The organism is Pseudomonas sp. SA195 (genome assembly GCF_054131565.1).
This window is the reverse complement of sequence record NZ_CP096392.1, coordinates 3,707,474-3,722,701: the sequence shown is the minus strand read 5'-3', so window position 1 is coordinate 3,722,701 and position 15,228 is coordinate 3,707,474. Positions and strand designations below refer to the sequence as shown.

Genomic DNA, 15,228 nt, shown 5'->3' with positions numbered 1-15,228 from the left:
CGGTTAGGCGCGACCAGATAGAAGCTTATGGGGCGCAGCGCCCACGTGGTTCTTTGGCAAGGCGGACGTAGGTTGGCGAGATTGGGGCGCCGAGTCCTCAGTTGCGAAGGGTTTTGCGAAGCAAGCCGGGGACGCCCAGTCCGGATGCAGGGGTGGCCTTCTTTTTGGTTACCTTTGCTTGGTCCGGGCGGCGCTCCGCACACAAGAAAAAGTGACGCGCTGTGCAAGGCGCAGCATGCAGGTCGGGCTGAGAACGGCGCGGCGTCGCATGTGCAGGTCTGTGCCAGTATCTGATCGCGAGCAAGCTCGCTCCTACAACTGGCCACGTTACGCCTCACCCTCATGCGTACAACCATGCCTTCAGTCCCTGCAGATTTCTCACCTGAATCTGCTGTGCCGCCGCATTTGCCAATACCGTATTTGGATCGATCTGATACCGCTGCAACACGTATTGCACCAGCGCGCCACGCGTGGCGATGCGCAGCTCGCCATCCTGCATCCCGTAATCGGTTTCGATGATCGCCTTCTGCTCGGCGCTCAAGCGGACATCCGGCTCGATCACCACTTCCACCGGCGTGTTCCAGGCCTCGTCCTGCTCGACCCGGTTTTCGCTTTCATCCATCAGGTCCGGTTCGCCGCGGAAGCGACTCAGAACGAAGTCGCGGTATCCGCGATTCTTCTCGCAGTAAGCCCGCAGGTGCCAGCGCATTCCGGTGAAAACAAGCGTATGCGGCGCCATGACACGAATCTCTACTTCCGGATGGGCGAGCGAGACGTACTCGGCTTCCAGCCGCAGCCCTTCGCGGCAGGCCTTGAGGATCGGCCGCAGAACTTCGGGGCGGATGCTCCGGTCGGGGACACGCAAGACTTCAGTGTGGGCGTACGCCAGCGCCAGACCCTCGATGTGCGGGGCGCGGTCGCGGTTCTGGTCGAGCAGGTGCAAATAGGCGCTGGCGCTGCCGTCGATAAAGAGCGGCTCGAAGGCCTTGGTAGGCTTGTAGCCCTTCAGGTGACGGTCATATGTAAGGTTTTTCGGCGCATGGTCGGCCAGGTAGGTGTTGATGTCCTTAGAGGCCTGCTGACGGCTGATGCCGAAGCTCTGCATCAGGTGCCCCGTGGTCAGGCGGCCTTCCCACCAGGCAATCGTTTCGATCAGGCGGTAGCGCAGCGCCAGGTCCCAACGAATCTGGCTGATCGATTGCTTGCGTTTCATGCGAGGCCCCATCTGGTGGAAAACTTTACATGCGACTATCCGGTCGCTCGACGTGTCGCGCGAAGCTACATATATTCGGGGCGTACATCAAGTGAGCGAAACGAGGAGCACACCATGGGCCTGTTGTTGAACGCGCTGCTGATCTCGCTGACCGCCTTCGCCGCAATCGGCGTGCTTGCCTGGCTCGCCTACGGCATGAACGAGGGCGGGTGACCCGTTGGTCAGGATGACAATTTGGTGGCAGCCACCAGTCATCCGATGAGTGGTCGGGAATCTCCCAGCGCGTCGCAAGGTCTTTTTGTCAGACCCCGTGCAAGAGGCCCCCATGAAAACCCTGTCTCGTTACCTTGCGGACAATTTCCCGTCTGAATACAACACCCGCGTCGAGCCGCAGGATGACGGCTATCTGGTCGTACGAGTGGGGTACCCGATCAATGGCACCGAAGCCATTCGCATGGTGTCTGGGCGCCAGGTGCAGAACGGCCTGTTGGTCGAAACCATCCTGGAAGACATGCGCAACGAGTTGGCCCGTCCGCAGTAATCCTCGCTTCATCCCCCTCATTTCTCGCTCTGCATGCCGCGCTTGTGCGCCGGCAGGTGGATCTCCGCACGCAGCCCACCGAGTTCGCTCTCGCCCAGCGTAAGCTGACCATGCCAGGCCGCCAGAATGTCCCGCACGATGCCGAGCCCCAGCCCGTGCCCTTCGGCGCGCTCGTCCAAGCGGATGCCGCGCTCGAGGACCGCCTCGCGCCGCTGTTCAGGTATGCCGGGCCCATCGTCTTCGACCTGAATCAGGTAGCCGTTGGCCGTCGGCGCGATGTGCAGCGAGACGGTCGAGCGGGCGAACTTGCAGGCGTTGTCCAGCAGATTGCCGAGCAGCTCGAGCATGTCCTCGCGATCCCAAGGTAGACGGCAGCCCTCATGAACGTGCCAGCGCAAGTCGAGATCGCGACGGTGAATCATGCGCAGGGTATCGAACAGCGGCGCCAGTTCCTCCTTGCATTCGAAATAGGAGCCCGGCAGTACATCGCCGGCCAGGCGTGCACGGCCCAGTTCGCGGGCGACGCGCTGCTGAATCTGGTCGAGTTGTTCCGCGAGGCTGGCCTGTAGGGCCGGGTGTTGGGCCAGTTCCTCGCGGCGGGTGAGGCTGGCGAGCACGGCCAAAGGCGTTTTAAGCGCATGGCCGAGGTTGCCCAGCGCGTGGCGGGAGCGCTTGAGGGTGTCGTCGGTGTGAGCGAGCAGGTGGTTGATTTGATCGACCAGAGGCTGCAGTTCCACCGGGGCGCGAATGTCCAGTTGCTGGCGCTGGCCCTGCTGAAGCTGGGCGATCTGCTGGCGGGCCCGTTCGAGTGGCCGCATCGCCAGCTTTACGGCATAGCGCTGCAACAAGAGAAACACCAGGAGCGCGACGCCCACCAACCCCAGCCCGCCAAGGCGCACCTGGGCAAAGCTTTTCAGGATCGGGGTGTAGTCACGCGCCACACTGATAGCGATGGCCTGGCCGTTGCGCCGGTACTGCGCGCGATAGCTGAGCAGCCGCTGGTCCTGCGGGCCGTCAACCAGCTCATCTGCCAGGCCGGTCGCCGTCGGCCAATCGGGTTCGGCGTCCCAGACCGAGCGCGATCGCCAGCTGCGGTCCGGTAAGTCGATGCGAAAGTAGTGGCCGGAGAACGCACGCTGGTAGCGTGGATTGAGACGGCTGGAATCGAGTTTGAAGCCCTCCGGGCCTTGCACGAGTGCCAATAGCAGGCCTTCGGTTTCGGCCCGCAGATCGCTCGCCAGGTTGCGTCGCAGCCCGGCTTCGAATAACCAGAGGCTGGTTTGCACCAGGAGCAGCCCGACCAGTAGAAGTACCGAAATCAGCCCCAGGCTGAGGCTCCGCTGGATGGACTTCAAGGCGCGCCGCCGAAGCGGTAGCCCTGGCCGCGCCGGGTTTCGATGAGCGACCGGCCCAGCTTGCCGCGTAGGCGGTTGACGTGTACTTCAATGACGTTGGAATCGCGTTCTGTTTCGCCGTCGTAAAGATGCTCAGCCAACTGAGTCTTCGATAACAACTGACCCGGGTGCAGCATAAAGTAGCGCAGCAGGCGGAACTCGCCGGCGGTGAGGTCGATATCCTCGCCGTCTTTGCTGCAGCGCTGACGGGTTTCATCCAGCGACAGGCCACCGACTTGCAGGAGCGGTTGGTTGGCCACGCCATGCGCACGCCGCAGCAGCGCCTGGATGCGCAGCAGCAGCTCCTCGGGGTGAAAGGGCTTGGTTAGGTAATCATCCGCGCCGGCTTTCAGGCCCTCGATGCGTTCAGCCCAGGAATCACGTGCGGTGAGGATGAGCACGGGCGTCGCCACGCCCCGTGTGCGCCAGTCGCGTAATACGTCGAGCCCCGGCTTACCGGGCAGACCGAGGTCGAGCACGATCAGGTCATAGGGCTCGCTGCCACCCTGGTAATCGGCGTCGCGGCCGTCGGCCAACCAATCCGTTGCATAGCCTTGCCGGTTGAGGCTGGCGACCAGTTCATCGGCGAGCGGGACGTTATCTTCGACCAGTAGCAGGCGCATCAGTCTTCTTCATCCTTGAGCAGACGGCCGTCGCCCGCGTCGATTTCGATCTCTCGGGCTACGCCATCGGCTGTGAGCAATTCGATTTCATAGACGTAGAGGCCATCCTCTTCTTCCAGTTCGGCTTCGAGCAGCCGGGCGCCCGGATAGCGCGACATGGCCTGCTGGAGAAGCGTCTCCAGCGGCATGATCTGCCCGTCCCGGCGCAGGCGCAGGGCCTCGTCCTGGTCAAGGTCGCGGCTCGCCACCGGCATGGCGGCGAGCAGCAGAGCCAGGGGGAAGGTCAAGAGAATGGCGCGGCGCATTAGTCGTCCTGATGATCCTTGAGCACTTCGCCGGTCTTGGCGTCGAGCTCCATGTCCCATTGCACACCTTTGCCGTCACGCAATTCAAGCTGGTAGATGTGGCGGCCATATTCTTCTTCGAGCTCGGTTTCCTCGATGGTGGCGCCAGGATGCTTGGCCAGCGCGGCTTCGTTGAGCTTCTCGAAGGATTCGATGGTACCGGCATCACGCAGACGCATCGCTTCATCGGGGCCGAGGTCACGAGCCGTCGCGATGTTGGCGCCCAGGGCGAGGGTGGCAGCGGTAAAGAGAGTGGCGAATGTTTTCATGATGAGTCTTCCTGTGTGGGTTTCGACGATTCACAGGTTACGGGTGATGCCTTACGCCAAGCTGAACGGACGACGTCATGAGCCCGATGGGCGTGAGCAGCAAGACGGATGCACGGGTTGTCCAATACGCGTGTGTCCACCGTATACCGGAGGCCTGCCATGAAACCGCTGCATTGCATGACGCTCAGCCTGTTGTTTTTCGCCCACCCAACCCTCGCCCAGGATCTGTTGAAACCGACCGAGCCCGCTGGTTCGTCAACGATCAACGGCGGGCCGGCGACCGAAATCGTTTCCGAACCTGTGATGCGTGCGACCGGGCGCATCGAGTCGATCGACCGTGAGGGCGGCCGCGTGACCATCGCTCACGGGCCGGTGCCGACGCTGAAGTGGCCGGCCTCGACCATGGCGTTCGAGGCAAGACGAGAACAGCTCGAAGGGCTGTCCGTCGGGGATTCCGTCAGTTTCACCTTCCAGAGCGAAGGCGAGCAGGCGGCGCTGGTTTCCATCGAAACGCGTTGATACAGACCGCTCCGCTCGTGGTCGAGCGGCGGTGAACCTCTCGTTGCATGGGGTGCTCGTATTCGTAAGCGCCGCGTTACCGGCGCGCCCTTCCAACAGACGCGAGGATCACCGTATGTACAACAAGACGCTCACCGCCGCATTGGCCGTTGCCGTTCTTGGCGTCAGTCACGTCGCCTTGGCCGACAAGCCCGGCGCCGACTGGATCACCCTCGAGCAGGCAGTCGAAAAGGCCAAGGCCGCCGGTTACACCGCCGTTCATGCGATCGAAGCAGACGACGGTGCCTGGGAAGGCGAAGGCGTGAAGGCCGATGGCAAGGTTTGGGAGTTCACGATCGACGGCCGCACCGGCGAAGTGACCCGCGACAAGGAAGACTGATCCCCGCGCCGGCGGCGTTTGCCGCCGGCAGGTTCGGCGGTGCGTTAATCCTTCTTACCCGGCAGCACCTTGCTCAGCACCTGCTTGGCGGACTGCACGATGATCCCGCGCTCGTCGGGGTCGCCTTGCAGCAGCGCCGAAGCGTACCTCTTGATCTGGCCTGGTTTGATATGCGGCGGCAATGGCGGCACGTTCGGGTCGGTCTTGAATTCGATTAGCACTGGCCGGTCGGCGGCGAACGCTTCATCCCAGGCGGCAGCGACGCGCTCTTCGTGATCGACATAGATGCCCTTCAGCCCGATGGACTCGGCGAAGCGGTGGTAGGGCACGTCAGGAATATCCTGCGAGGCGGCGAATTTAGGGTCGCCCTCCATCACGCGCTGCTCCCAGGTGACCTGGTTGAGGTCTTCGTTATTGAACACGCAGCAAATCCATTGCGGGCTTTGCCACTGCCTCCAGTATTTGGCGACCGTGATCAGCTCGGCCATGTTGTTCATCTGCATGGCGCCGTCGCCGACCATGGCGACCACCGCACGCTGCGGATGGCAGAACTTGGCAGCGATCGCGTAGGGCACCGCCGCGCCCATCGACGCCAGCCCGCCGGAGAGCGAACCCATCATGCCGCGGCGCAGTTTGATGTCTCGGGCATACCAGTTGGCGCATGAGCCGGAGTCGCTGGTGACGATGGCGTCGTCGGGCAGGCGCGGCGACAACTCGAAGGCGACCCGCTGCGGATTGATCGGCTCTGCGGTGACCATGGCGCGTTTTTCCAGTAGCGCGTCCCATTCGGCCCGGGCTTTCTCGATGCTGTCGCGCCAGCTCCGGTCGGGCTTGCGTTCGAGCAGAGGTAGCAGGGCGCGTAGGGTTTCGGCCGAATCACCCTGCAGGTTGACCTCCATGGGATAGCGGATGCTCAGCATCTCGGGCTTCAGGTCGATCTGCACGCCGCGCGCCTGGCCTTCCTCGGGCAGGAACTCAGAGTAGGGGAAGCCCGAACCGACCATCAGCAGGGTGTCGCATTCGCTCATCAGCGTGTAGCTGGCCTCGGTGCCGAGCAGGCCGATCGAACCGGTCACCCAAGGGAGATCATCCGGCACTGCCGCCTTGCCAAGCAGCGCCTTGGCTACGCCTGCGCCGAGCGCATCGGCCACGGCGATGATTTCATCCGTGGCGTGCAGGGCGCCGGCACCGACCAGCATCGCGACCTTCTTGCCGGCATTGAGCACCTCGGCGGCGCGCTGCAGGTCGGCGTCATAAGGCACGATCCGGGGGCGGACATAACCGATACCTGAATGCACGGCGCCGTGCTGACGCGGCGGCTCGCTGTATTCCGCTTCCTGCAGGTCGTTGGGCAGGATCAGCGCCGTCACCCGGCGTTCGCCGACGGCGATGCGCACGGCACGGTCGACCAGGTGCCTGACCTGCGCCGGCGCGCTGGCCTGGTGAACGAAGGCACCGGCGACGTCCTTGAACATTGCAGCCAGGTCGAGTTCCTGCTGATAGTGGGAGCCCATGGCCGTACGTGCCTGCTGGCCGGCAATGGCCAGTACCGGCATGTGATCCATGCGGGCATCGTAGAGGCCGGTCAGCAGATGAGCCGCACCGGGGCCTGAGGTGGAGATGCAAACGCCCAGGCCGCCATTGAATTTGGCATCCGCTGCGGCCATGAACGCGGCCATTTCCTCGTGCCGCGCCTGAATGAACTGAATCTTGCCCTCGGCGCGTTGGAGCGCACCGAAGACACCATTGATGCCATCGCCCGGGTAGCCATAGATACGCCGTACGCCCCATTGATGGAGTCGCTCGACGAGGAAATCACCCACTGTCATTGCCATCGGACATCTCGCTTGATGAGGACTGGAAACGGCCGTGACGACTTGGGTTGGCAACACGGCTGTTCTTGTCTGGACCGGGCCCATCAGCCAGGGTTCGTCGGTCTCTGCTCGATGGGCCTGCCGTCGGTCAATGGCAGCAGTCGGTATCGCCAGGGTCGGCGGGTTGCACGCGGCCGCTGTCATCGACCCGGTCATCGCGGCCGTACCGATCGTGGTGGCGCACCCAGTCGGTGAGGTTGCGCCGCGGGCCGGTCTCGTTGCGCCCGTGCGGCGTCATGTCCAACAGAACGTAGGTGCCCAGCAGCTCCTCGGCGCCCCGGCCAAACGCGGAAAAGGTATGGAAGATGTGCCCCTCGTCGTCGCGCATGAATACGCTGAAGCCAGACAGCTCCTCGCAGATGAACGGTTGCCAGGCGTAGTTGTAGAAGACCTTGCCATCGACGACATCCTGCGGCTCGAACGAGACATGAAAGTCCCGGTTGAAGGTGCTGCCGGCCGACGACACCCAACGACAATGCCAACCCATGCGCCGGCGAAAGGCGTCGAGCTTGGCGAAGGGCGCGCGCGAGACTGCAACGACATTGACGTCATGGTGGAGCAGGTGAAGCAGCGCGCCTTGGATATGGTCCATCTCAAAAGAGCAGCCGATGCATCCTTCCTCCCAGTCAGGCGCGAACATGAAGTGCTTGATGACGAGTTGGCTTCGCCCCTCGAACAGCTCGCCCAGGCGCACCGGGCCTTGTGCGTCTTGAAAGACATAGTCCTGCTCTACAGCTCTCCAGGGGAGTTCGCGTCGCGCCGCGGCAAGGGCGTCACGCTGGCGAGTCAGTTCCTTTTCGTTCTTCAGGTGTTCGGCGTGCGCCGCCAGCCAGTCCTGGCGGGAAAGGATTGGGTGGGTCATCTCGAGTCTTCCTATGTTGGCGGTGCGCATGGCCGAGCACCTCGAAAGCTGGTCGAACGGCACGCAGGAGAATAGACAACCGCTCGCCGGCCATTGGCCAACTGGGGTGCCCGCCGGGGCTGCGTTATCATGCCCGGCCCCGAGTCGACCGAACCCTTGCCATGTCCGCTTCCAACGCTCGCAGTACGCTTCATCTGCCTCAGGGCGACTGGGCGACGGTGCTCGACTGCCTCTGTGCGCGATTTCCAGCCATCGAGCGCGCTACCTGGGTTGACCGCTTCGCCCGTGGCCGGGTGCTGGGTGCCGATGGGCAGCCGCTTTCGGCCGGGCATCTCTATCAGGTCGGTTTGAAGGTGCACTACTTTCGCGAAGTACCGGCGGAAAAGCCGATCCCCTTCGAAGCGAGCGTTCTCCATCTCGACGAGCACCTGCTGGTAGCGGACAAGCCGCATTTCCTGCCGGTGATGCCGGCGGGTGAGTACGTCAACGAGACGCTACTGGCACGGCTGAGCAGGCAGGTCGGCAATCCCGATCTGGTGCCGATCCATCGTATCGACCGGCTGACGGCCGGGCTGGTGCTGTTCTCAACCAACCCCGGCAGTCGCGGTCGCTACCAGGCGCTGTTTCGCGAGCGGCAGATCGACAAGCGCTACGAAGCGATTTGCCCGGCGCTGCCCAGCCTGACGTTTCCTCGTACGGAGCGCCTGTGCATGGTCGACGGCGAGCCGTTCTTCCTCATGAAGCAGGGCGACGGCGAGCCCAACAGCGAAACCCGTATCGAGGTGCTCGAACGCCGCGGCGAGCACTGGCGCTATGCGCTCTACCCGGTCACCGGACGCAAGCATCAGTTGCGGCTGCAAATGGCGACCCTCGGCGCGGGCATCTGCAACGATCCCTTCTACCCCGAGCTGCTGGAACGCGGCCGCCGCGATCAGGACGATTACGCTAACCCACTCAAGCTGCTGGCCCGGGCCCTGCAATTCAACGACCCGCTGACTGGCGAAAGGCGCCAATTCGAGAGCCGCCTGCAGCTGGAGTGGTAGCCCGTTTCGCTTCTTGTATGAACCTGGCGTAGTGGTTTTCTAGTGTCGATTCGATCGCCAGCAAGCTGGCGCCTACGGGCAGCGGTTCGATAGCAACGTACCGCCTGCGAACCATGCTGCTGCAAGTCACGCCGTCAGTGTTACTGCCACAGGATGTCGAGTCGCCGCCAACCCGTAGGAGCCAGCTTGCTGGCGATCCGGGCTGCCTCGATGGTGGGTTGAACGCCGGCAGCCGTCATATCTCGCAGCCCTGAGCGAGTCGCACCTTCTCGGCCGGCCTCAGTCGATATCGTTAACGCCCCAGCTGAAGTGATATCGCCATGCCTGAAGGTCCGTCGATTGTCATCCTGCGCGAAGAAGTCTCTGCGTTTGCAGGCAAGACCATCGAGCGCGCCGAGGGCAGCGCGAGGCTCGACAAGGCGCGGCTAGTCGGGCAGTCGGTGCGGTCGTTCCGCAGTTGGGGTAAGCATTTTCTGATCGAACTGGACGACGTCTCGCTGCGTGTCCATCTGCTCTTGTTCGGTAGTTATCGAATCAATGAGCGCAAGGAGTCCACGCCCCGCCTGAGCCTGGGATTCGTAGATGGCGAGCTGAATTTCTACGGTTGCTCGGTGCAATTTATCGAAGCCCCGCTGGATGAGGCGTATGACTGGGGCGCGGACGTGATGAGCGATGCCTGGGACAACCGGGCAACGCTGAAGAAGCTAAGGGCGCGCCCGCGCTTGCTGGCGTGCGATGCCCTGCTCGACCAGACGCTGTTCTCCGGTTCCGGCAACATCATCAAGAACGAGGTGCTGTTTCGCACCCGTATCCATCCGCTTTCGCTGATCGGGGATTTACCAGCGCCCAAGCTCAGGGAGCTGACACGCGAGGTTCGGGCCTACAGCTTCGAGTTTCTTCAATGGAAGCGCGAGGGCACGCTCAAGGCGCACTGGCTCGCGCATACCAAGACGACCTGCCCGCGCTGCAAGATTCCCTTCGTTCGGGCCAAGTCCCTAGGCCGCAGCAAGCGGCGCAGCTTCTATTGTGAGCGTTGCCAGAAGCGCTACGGTGACAGCGAGCAGGTTGCGGTCGAAGCCCCCGCTGCCAGCGAGTGACGTGCTGCGTTGTATGCTTTGCCCGATCCGACACCCTGCGCTTGACCCATCCGAGGCAATCATCGATGCGTACCGCTTTGCTGCTGTTTCTTGTTGCGTTGGCCGGGCCGGCTGCCGCCCAAGCTCGCGAGCCGTTGCTGAGTCTCCAATTAGCAGGCGCAACGATCGAGGCCGAGTACGCGCACTCGCCCGCCGAGCGCGAGCGCGGCCTGATGGAGCGCACCGAGATGCCTGCAGACCACGGCATGCTGTTCCGATTCGATGATTTTCGTCGCCACTGCCTGTGGATGAAAAACACGCCCTTACCCCTGTCGGCGGCGTTCATGGACGAGCAGGGGCAGATCGTCGACATCATCGACCTCGAACCATTGGATACGGCAATTCGCTGCTCGAGCGAGCCGGCCCGTTATGCGCTGGAGGTCAATCAGGGCTGGTTCGAGCGCAACGGAATCGAGCCCGGCGAGCAGGTGCTCGGGATACCCGAGCAGTAGCCTGGGCGGGATGGGTTGAGGGCCGGGTGGGTATCGGCGCTCGCCGATGGCCCGGTCATTCGGGCGCGACGGTTTTCAATCCAGCGGTAGCTCCGTGGTTCGTTTCACTTCGCTCATTGCGATATGCGAATGCGCTTCCTGCACGTGCGGCCGCTGCAGGAGCTGGTCACGCAGGAAGCGTTCATAGCTGTCGATATCCTTGGCCACGACCTTGAGCAGGTAATCCGATTCGCCTGCCATGGTGTGGCATTCCAGCACTTCGGGGTAACCCACTACGGCGCGTTCGAACTCATCGAGATTGCTGCGCCCATGGGCGGACAGCTTGATGTTCACGAACACCGTCATGTTGAGCCCGAGCTTCTTCGGGTTGAGCAGCGCGACCTTGCGTTCGATCAGCCCTTCTTCCTGCATGCGGTGGATGCGCCGCCAGCACGGCGATTGAGACAGCTCGACCTTCTCGGCAATCTCCGCGGCGGAGAGGTCGGCGTTGTGTTGCAGCAGTAGCAGAATCTTGCGGTCGATGCCGCTTAGCGGGGTCTGCATGGATGTACTCATTTTGTTGTTGTTAGTGAATGGATCATGCACGCGATGGCGCTTACATCGCAAAAGTAGAAAGAAAATCTCTCTTCGTCACGGCCAGACTCTTACCAACGCGTAACGGTGGGGTGATCCCCTTGCCGGTCGCTGGCGTGGGACGGCTTACCGTGCGGCTGCCCACGACTGTTGCAGAGCGTTGAAAGACGTTAGCGATAGCCAACGCAGTATTGGCAACGCAGGTAGCTTTTCAGCGTTCTGCTAGGCGGGATGTGAAACCCACATCCCAGACTCCGATAAAAACAAACAGGAGCGCCACATGTCTCTGGCCGAGATCCGCCTGGATGACAAGTACCGGCTCGCAACCGGACATCTGTACCTCACCGGCACCCAGGCGCTGACCCGCCTGCCGATGCTGCAGCATCAGCGTGACCAGGCCCGCGGCCTGAACACCGGCGGCTTCATTTCAGGCTACCGCGGCTCGCCGCTCGGCGGGCTGGACAAGAGCCTCTGGGAGGCCCGTGACTACCTCAAGCAGAACGCCATTCATTTCCAGCCTGGCCTGAACGAAGAGCTTGCTGCGACCGCTGTATGGGGCAGCCAGCAGACCAACCTGTTCCCCGGTGCCAAGTACGACGGCGTGTTCGCTATGTGGTACGGCAAGGGCCCGGGCGTTGACCGCGCCGGCGATGTGTTCAAGCACGGCAATGCGGCCGGCGTATCGCCCAATGGCGGTGTGCTGCTGCTGGCCGGCGACGACCACGGCTGCAAATCCTCGACGCTGCCGCACCAGAGCGAGCACGCGTTCATCGCCGCTTCGATTCCTGTACTCAATCCGGCCAACGTTCAGGAAATTCTCGACTACGGCATCATCGGCTGGGAGCTTTCGCGCTACTCCGGCTGCTGGGTGGCGCTCAAGACCATCGCCGAGAACGTCGACTCCTCTGCCGTGGTGGAGGTCGACCCGCTGCGCATGCAAACGCGCATCCCCGAAGATTTCGCACTGCCCGAGGATGGCGTGCACATCCGTTGGCCGGACCCACCACTGGCCCAGGAAAAGCGCCTCAACCTCTACAAGATCTACGCGGCGCGCGCGTTCGCCCGTGCCAACAACCTCAACCAGGTGATGCTTGATTCACCTAATCCGCGCCTCGGCATTATCACGACGGGCAAGAGCTACCTCGACGTGCGCCAGGCGTTGGATGACCTGGGCCTCGACGAAGCCCTGTGCGCGCACGTTGGCCTTCGCGTGCTCAAGGTCGGCATGAGCTGGCCGCTGGAACCGGTCTCGGTGCATGAATTCGCCGAGGGGCTGGACGAGATCCTGGTGGTCGAGGAAAAACGCAGCATTCTCGAGGACCAGCTCACCGGGCAGCTCTATAACTGGCCGCTGGACAAGCGCCCACGGGTGGTAGGCGAGTTCGATGAGCAGGGCAGTTCGCTGCTGCCCAACCTGTCCGAACTGACACCCGCGATGATTGCCCGCGTCATCGCCAAGCGCCTCGCGCCGATTTACACCAGCGACAGCATCCAGACCCGCCTGGCCTTCCTCGACGCGAAGGAAAAGGCACTGGCCGCGCGCAGCTACAGCACCGTGCGCACGCCGCATTACTGTTCCGGCTGCCCGCACAACAGCTCGACCAAGGTGCCGGAGGGCAGTCGCGCCTCGGCCGGTATCGGCTGTCACTACATGGTGCAGTGGATGGATCGCCGCACCGAGACCTTCACCCAGATGGGCGGGGAGGGCGTTAACTGGATCGGCCAGGCACCGTTCACCGAAACGCCGCACATGTTCCAGAACCTCGGCGATGGGACCTACTTCCACTCCGGCAGCCTGGCCGTTCGTGCGGCGGTGGCCTCTGGCGTCAACATCACCTTCAAGATTCTCTACAACGACGCGGTGGCGATGACCGGCGGCCAGCCCATCGACGGTGAACTGCGCGTCGACCAACTCAGCCGGCAGATTGCCGATGAGGGCGTCAAACGTATTGCCCTGGTCAGTGACGAGCCTGACAAGTACCCGAGCCGCGACACCTTCGCGCCGATTACCAGCTTCCATCATCGTCGTGAGCTGGATGCCGTGCAGCGCGAGCTGCGCGAATTCAAGGGCGTCTCGGTCATCATCTACGACCAAACCTGCGCCACCGAGAAGCGCCGTCGGCGCAAGCGCGGCAAGCTGGAAGACCCGGCCAAGCGCGTATTCATCAATGCGGCCGTGTGCGAGGGCTGCGGGGATTGTGGCGAGAAATCCAATTGCCTTTCGGTATTGCCGAAGGAAACCGAGCTGGGACGCAAGCGTGAAATCGACCAGAACGCCTGCAACAAGGATTACTCCTGCGTCGAGGGCTTCTGCCCCAGCTTCGTGACCGTACATGGCGGCGGGTTGCGTAAGCCCGAGGCCGTAGCAGGCGGTCTCGAGGCGTCCTCGCTACCTGAACCGCAGCATCCCTCCCTGGACCGGCCGTGGAACGTGCTGATTCCGGGCGTTGGCGGTAGCGGCGTGACGACCCTGGGTGCCTTGATCGGCATGGCCGCGCATCTGGAAGGTAAGGGCTGCACGGTGCTCGACCAAGCTGGCCTGGCGCAGAAGTTCGGCCCGGTAACCACGCATATCCGCATCGCGGCCAAGCAGAACGACATCTATGCCGTACGCATCGCTGCTGGCGAAGCCGATCTGCTGCTCGGTTGCGACCTGATCGTGGCGGCGGGTGACGAGTCGCTGACCCGCCTCAATGAGCAGATCAGCAACGCTGTTGTGAACAGCCACGAATCGGCTACCGCCGAGTTCACCCGCAACCCGGATGCGCAGGTGCCCGGCGCGGCCATGCGCCAGGCCATTAGCGACGCGGTGGGTGCCGAGAAAACCCATTTCATCGACGCTACCCGCCTGGCCACCCGGTTGCTCGGCGACAGCATCGCCACGAACCTCTTCCTGCTCGGATTTGCCTATCAGCAGGGGTTGTTGCCGGTTTCGGCTGCCGCCATTGAAAAGGCCATCGAGCTGAACGGTGTATCGGCCAAGCTCAACTTGCAGGCTTTCCGTTGGGGCCGCCGTGCGGTGCTCGAGCGTGAAGCGGTGGAAGGGCTGGCGCGCCCGGCCGAACTGGTCGATCCGCTGTGCAAGACCCTGGAAGAGATCGTCGACTGGCGCGTGGATTTCCTCACCCGCTACCAGAATGCTGGGCTGGCGCGGCGTTATCGCCAGTTGGTCGAGCGCGTACGCGAGGCCGATACGGCCGATGATCTGGCGCTGTCCAAGGCCGTCGCGCGGTATTACTTCAAGCTCCTGGCCTACAAGGACGAGTACGAAGTGGCGCGCCTTTATAGCGAGCCCGAGTTCCGCCAGCAGCTCGAGGCGCAGTTCGAGGGCGACTACAAGCTGCAATTCCACCTCGCCCCGGCCTGGCTGGCCAAGCGTGACGCTGTCACCGGCGAGCCGCGCAAGCGCGAGTTCGGCCCGTGGATGCTCGATGCGTTCGGCGTGCTGGCCAAATTCCGCTTCCTGCGCGGCACGCCGCTCGATCCGTTCGGCTATGGCCACGACCGCCGCGTCGAACGCCAGTTGATCGGCGAGTACGAGAAGACCGTGGACGAGCTGCTGGCCCAGCTCAAGCCGACCAACTACCGCACCGCTGTGGCCATCGCCGCGCTGCCGGAACTGATCCGTGGCTACGGCCCGGTGAAGGAACGCTCCGTCGCCAAGGCGCGTCAGCAGGAGAAGCTGCTCAAGGAGCAGCTCAACCGCGGCGACGAAGTGCAGACCGTGCGGCTGTTCGAGCCGGCGGCGTAGGGCCGGCTCGAGCGAGGTAGGAGCAGGCTCTGCCTGCGACCAGGGCGGTTGCGCTGACGCGGTCGCGGGCAGAGCCCACTCCTACAGCGTCTTGAGGTCGGCGGGCAGCGTTCTGCTTTAGCCGACCGTCGGGGCACGCCGCCGCTCTGATCGCCGAGGGCCAGATGAACCCACCGGGCCCATCGCCCGTTGATAACCCGACAAGCAGGCCCCGCCTGCCTCGGGGCTTCAAACTAACAAGAACGAGGAATTCGC

At 63.2% G+C, this 15,228-nt stretch carries 15 protein-coding genes; 7 read left to right on the top strand and 8 right to left on the bottom strand.

What is annotated here, in order from left to right; translation table 11 throughout:
* Positions 1–340 precede the first annotated feature (340 nt).
* Positions 341–1,213: a helix-turn-helix transcriptional regulator gene (locus M1D78_RS17325; RefSeq protein WP_437421223.1), complete on the bottom strand. Its 873-nt coding sequence runs from the start codon at positions 1,211–1,213 to the stop codon at positions 341–343.
* Between the two features lie 325 nt (positions 1,214–1,538).
* Here M1D78_RS17325 and M1D78_RS17320 point away from each other — a divergent pair, with 325 nt between their 5' ends.
* Positions 1,539–1,754, top strand: coding sequence for a hypothetical protein (locus M1D78_RS17320; RefSeq protein ID WP_437421222.1), 216 nt, complete (start codon positions 1,539–1,541; stop codon positions 1,752–1,754).
* Between the two features lie 17 nt (positions 1,755–1,771).
* Here M1D78_RS17320 and M1D78_RS17315 read toward each other — a convergent pair whose 3' ends face one another.
* The 4 genes from M1D78_RS17315 to M1D78_RS17300 are packed head-to-tail and all read right to left on the bottom strand — an operon-like array spanning position 1,772 to position 4,384.
* The gene (locus M1D78_RS17315) at positions 1,772–3,109 is read right to left on the bottom strand and encodes a sensor histidine kinase (RefSeq protein WP_437421221.1); all 1,338 of its coding nucleotides are present in this window, start codon (positions 3,107–3,109) and stop codon (positions 1,772–1,774) included.
* A complete protein-coding gene (locus M1D78_RS17310) occupies positions 3,106–3,771 on the bottom strand; it encodes a response regulator transcription factor (protein WP_437421220.1) in 666 nt (221 codons plus the stop codon). The genes M1D78_RS17315 and M1D78_RS17310 overlap by 4 nt, the downstream gene beginning before the upstream one ends.
* A complete protein-coding gene (locus tag M1D78_RS17305) occupies positions 3,771–4,076 on the bottom strand; it encodes a PepSY domain-containing protein (RefSeq protein ID WP_437421219.1) in 306 nt (101 codons plus the stop codon). Before M1D78_RS17305 ends, M1D78_RS17310 begins: the two co-directional genes overlap by 1 nt.
* Complete coding sequence (locus M1D78_RS17300) at positions 4,076–4,384, bottom strand: PepSY domain-containing protein (protein ID WP_437421218.1); 309 nt, start codon at positions 4,382–4,384, stop codon at positions 4,076–4,078. The genes M1D78_RS17305 and M1D78_RS17300 overlap by 1 nt, the downstream gene beginning before the upstream one ends.
* 159 nt (positions 4,385–4,543) lie before the next feature.
* Between M1D78_RS17300 and M1D78_RS17295 the strand changes: the two genes are divergently transcribed.
* Both M1D78_RS17295 and M1D78_RS17290 read left to right on the top strand, forming a co-directional pair.
* A complete protein-coding gene (locus tag M1D78_RS17295) occupies positions 4,544–4,903 on the top strand; it encodes a copper-binding protein (RefSeq protein ID WP_437421217.1) in 360 nt (119 codons plus the stop codon).
* Between the two features lie 115 nt (positions 4,904–5,018).
* Entirely contained in the window at positions 5,019–5,282 is a 264-nt protein-coding gene (locus tag M1D78_RS17290) for a PepSY domain-containing protein (RefSeq protein ID WP_437421216.1), read from the top strand.
* A 44-nt stretch (positions 5,283–5,326) separates the two neighbouring features.
* Here the strand turns inward: M1D78_RS17290 and M1D78_RS17285 are convergent, their stop codons facing one another.
* Together M1D78_RS17285 and M1D78_RS17280 are read right to left on the bottom strand one after the other, a co-directional pair.
* Positions 5,327–7,117, bottom strand: a complete 1,791-nt coding sequence (locus M1D78_RS17285) for a thiamine pyrophosphate-requiring protein (protein ID WP_437421215.1) — start codon at positions 7,115–7,117, stop codon at positions 5,327–5,329.
* 127 nt (positions 7,118–7,244) lie between these two features.
* Positions 7,245–8,018, bottom strand: coding sequence for a DUF899 domain-containing protein (locus tag M1D78_RS17280; protein ID WP_437421214.1), 774 nt, complete (start codon positions 8,016–8,018; stop codon positions 7,245–7,247).
* A 161-nt stretch (positions 8,019–8,179) separates the two neighbouring features.
* Here M1D78_RS17280 and M1D78_RS17275 point away from each other — a divergent pair, with 161 nt between their 5' ends.
* The 3 genes from M1D78_RS17275 (at position 8,180) to M1D78_RS17265 (ending at position 10,649) form a co-directional block, all read left to right on the top strand.
* Complete coding sequence (locus M1D78_RS17275) at positions 8,180–9,061, top strand: RluA family pseudouridine synthase (RefSeq protein ID WP_437421213.1); 882 nt, start codon at positions 8,180–8,182, stop codon at positions 9,059–9,061.
* A 320-nt stretch (positions 9,062–9,381) separates the two neighbouring features.
* A complete protein-coding gene (locus M1D78_RS17270) occupies positions 9,382–10,158 on the top strand; it encodes a DNA-formamidopyrimidine glycosylase family protein (protein WP_437421212.1) in 777 nt (258 codons plus the stop codon).
* Positions 10,159–10,223: 65 nt separating this feature from the next.
* Positions 10,224–10,649: a DUF192 domain-containing protein gene (locus tag M1D78_RS17265; RefSeq protein WP_437421211.1), complete on the top strand. Its 426-nt coding sequence runs from the start codon at positions 10,224–10,226 to the stop codon at positions 10,647–10,649.
* A 75-nt stretch (positions 10,650–10,724) separates the two neighbouring features.
* On the opposite strand, the gene M1D78_RS17260 is transcribed toward M1D78_RS17265, so the two are convergent.
* Positions 10,725–11,192 carry an Lrp/AsnC family transcriptional regulator gene (locus tag M1D78_RS17260; RefSeq protein WP_437421210.1) on the bottom strand — a complete coding sequence of 156 codons (468 nt, stop codon included), beginning with the start codon at positions 11,190–11,192 and terminating at the stop codon, positions 10,725–10,727.
* Positions 11,193–11,502: 310 nt separating this feature from the next.
* Between M1D78_RS17260 and M1D78_RS17255 the strand changes: the two genes are divergently transcribed.
* Positions 11,503–14,973, top strand: coding sequence for an indolepyruvate ferredoxin oxidoreductase family protein (locus tag M1D78_RS17255; RefSeq protein ID WP_437421209.1), 3,471 nt, complete (start codon positions 11,503–11,505; stop codon positions 14,971–14,973).
* Positions 14,974–15,228 lie beyond the last annotated feature (255 nt).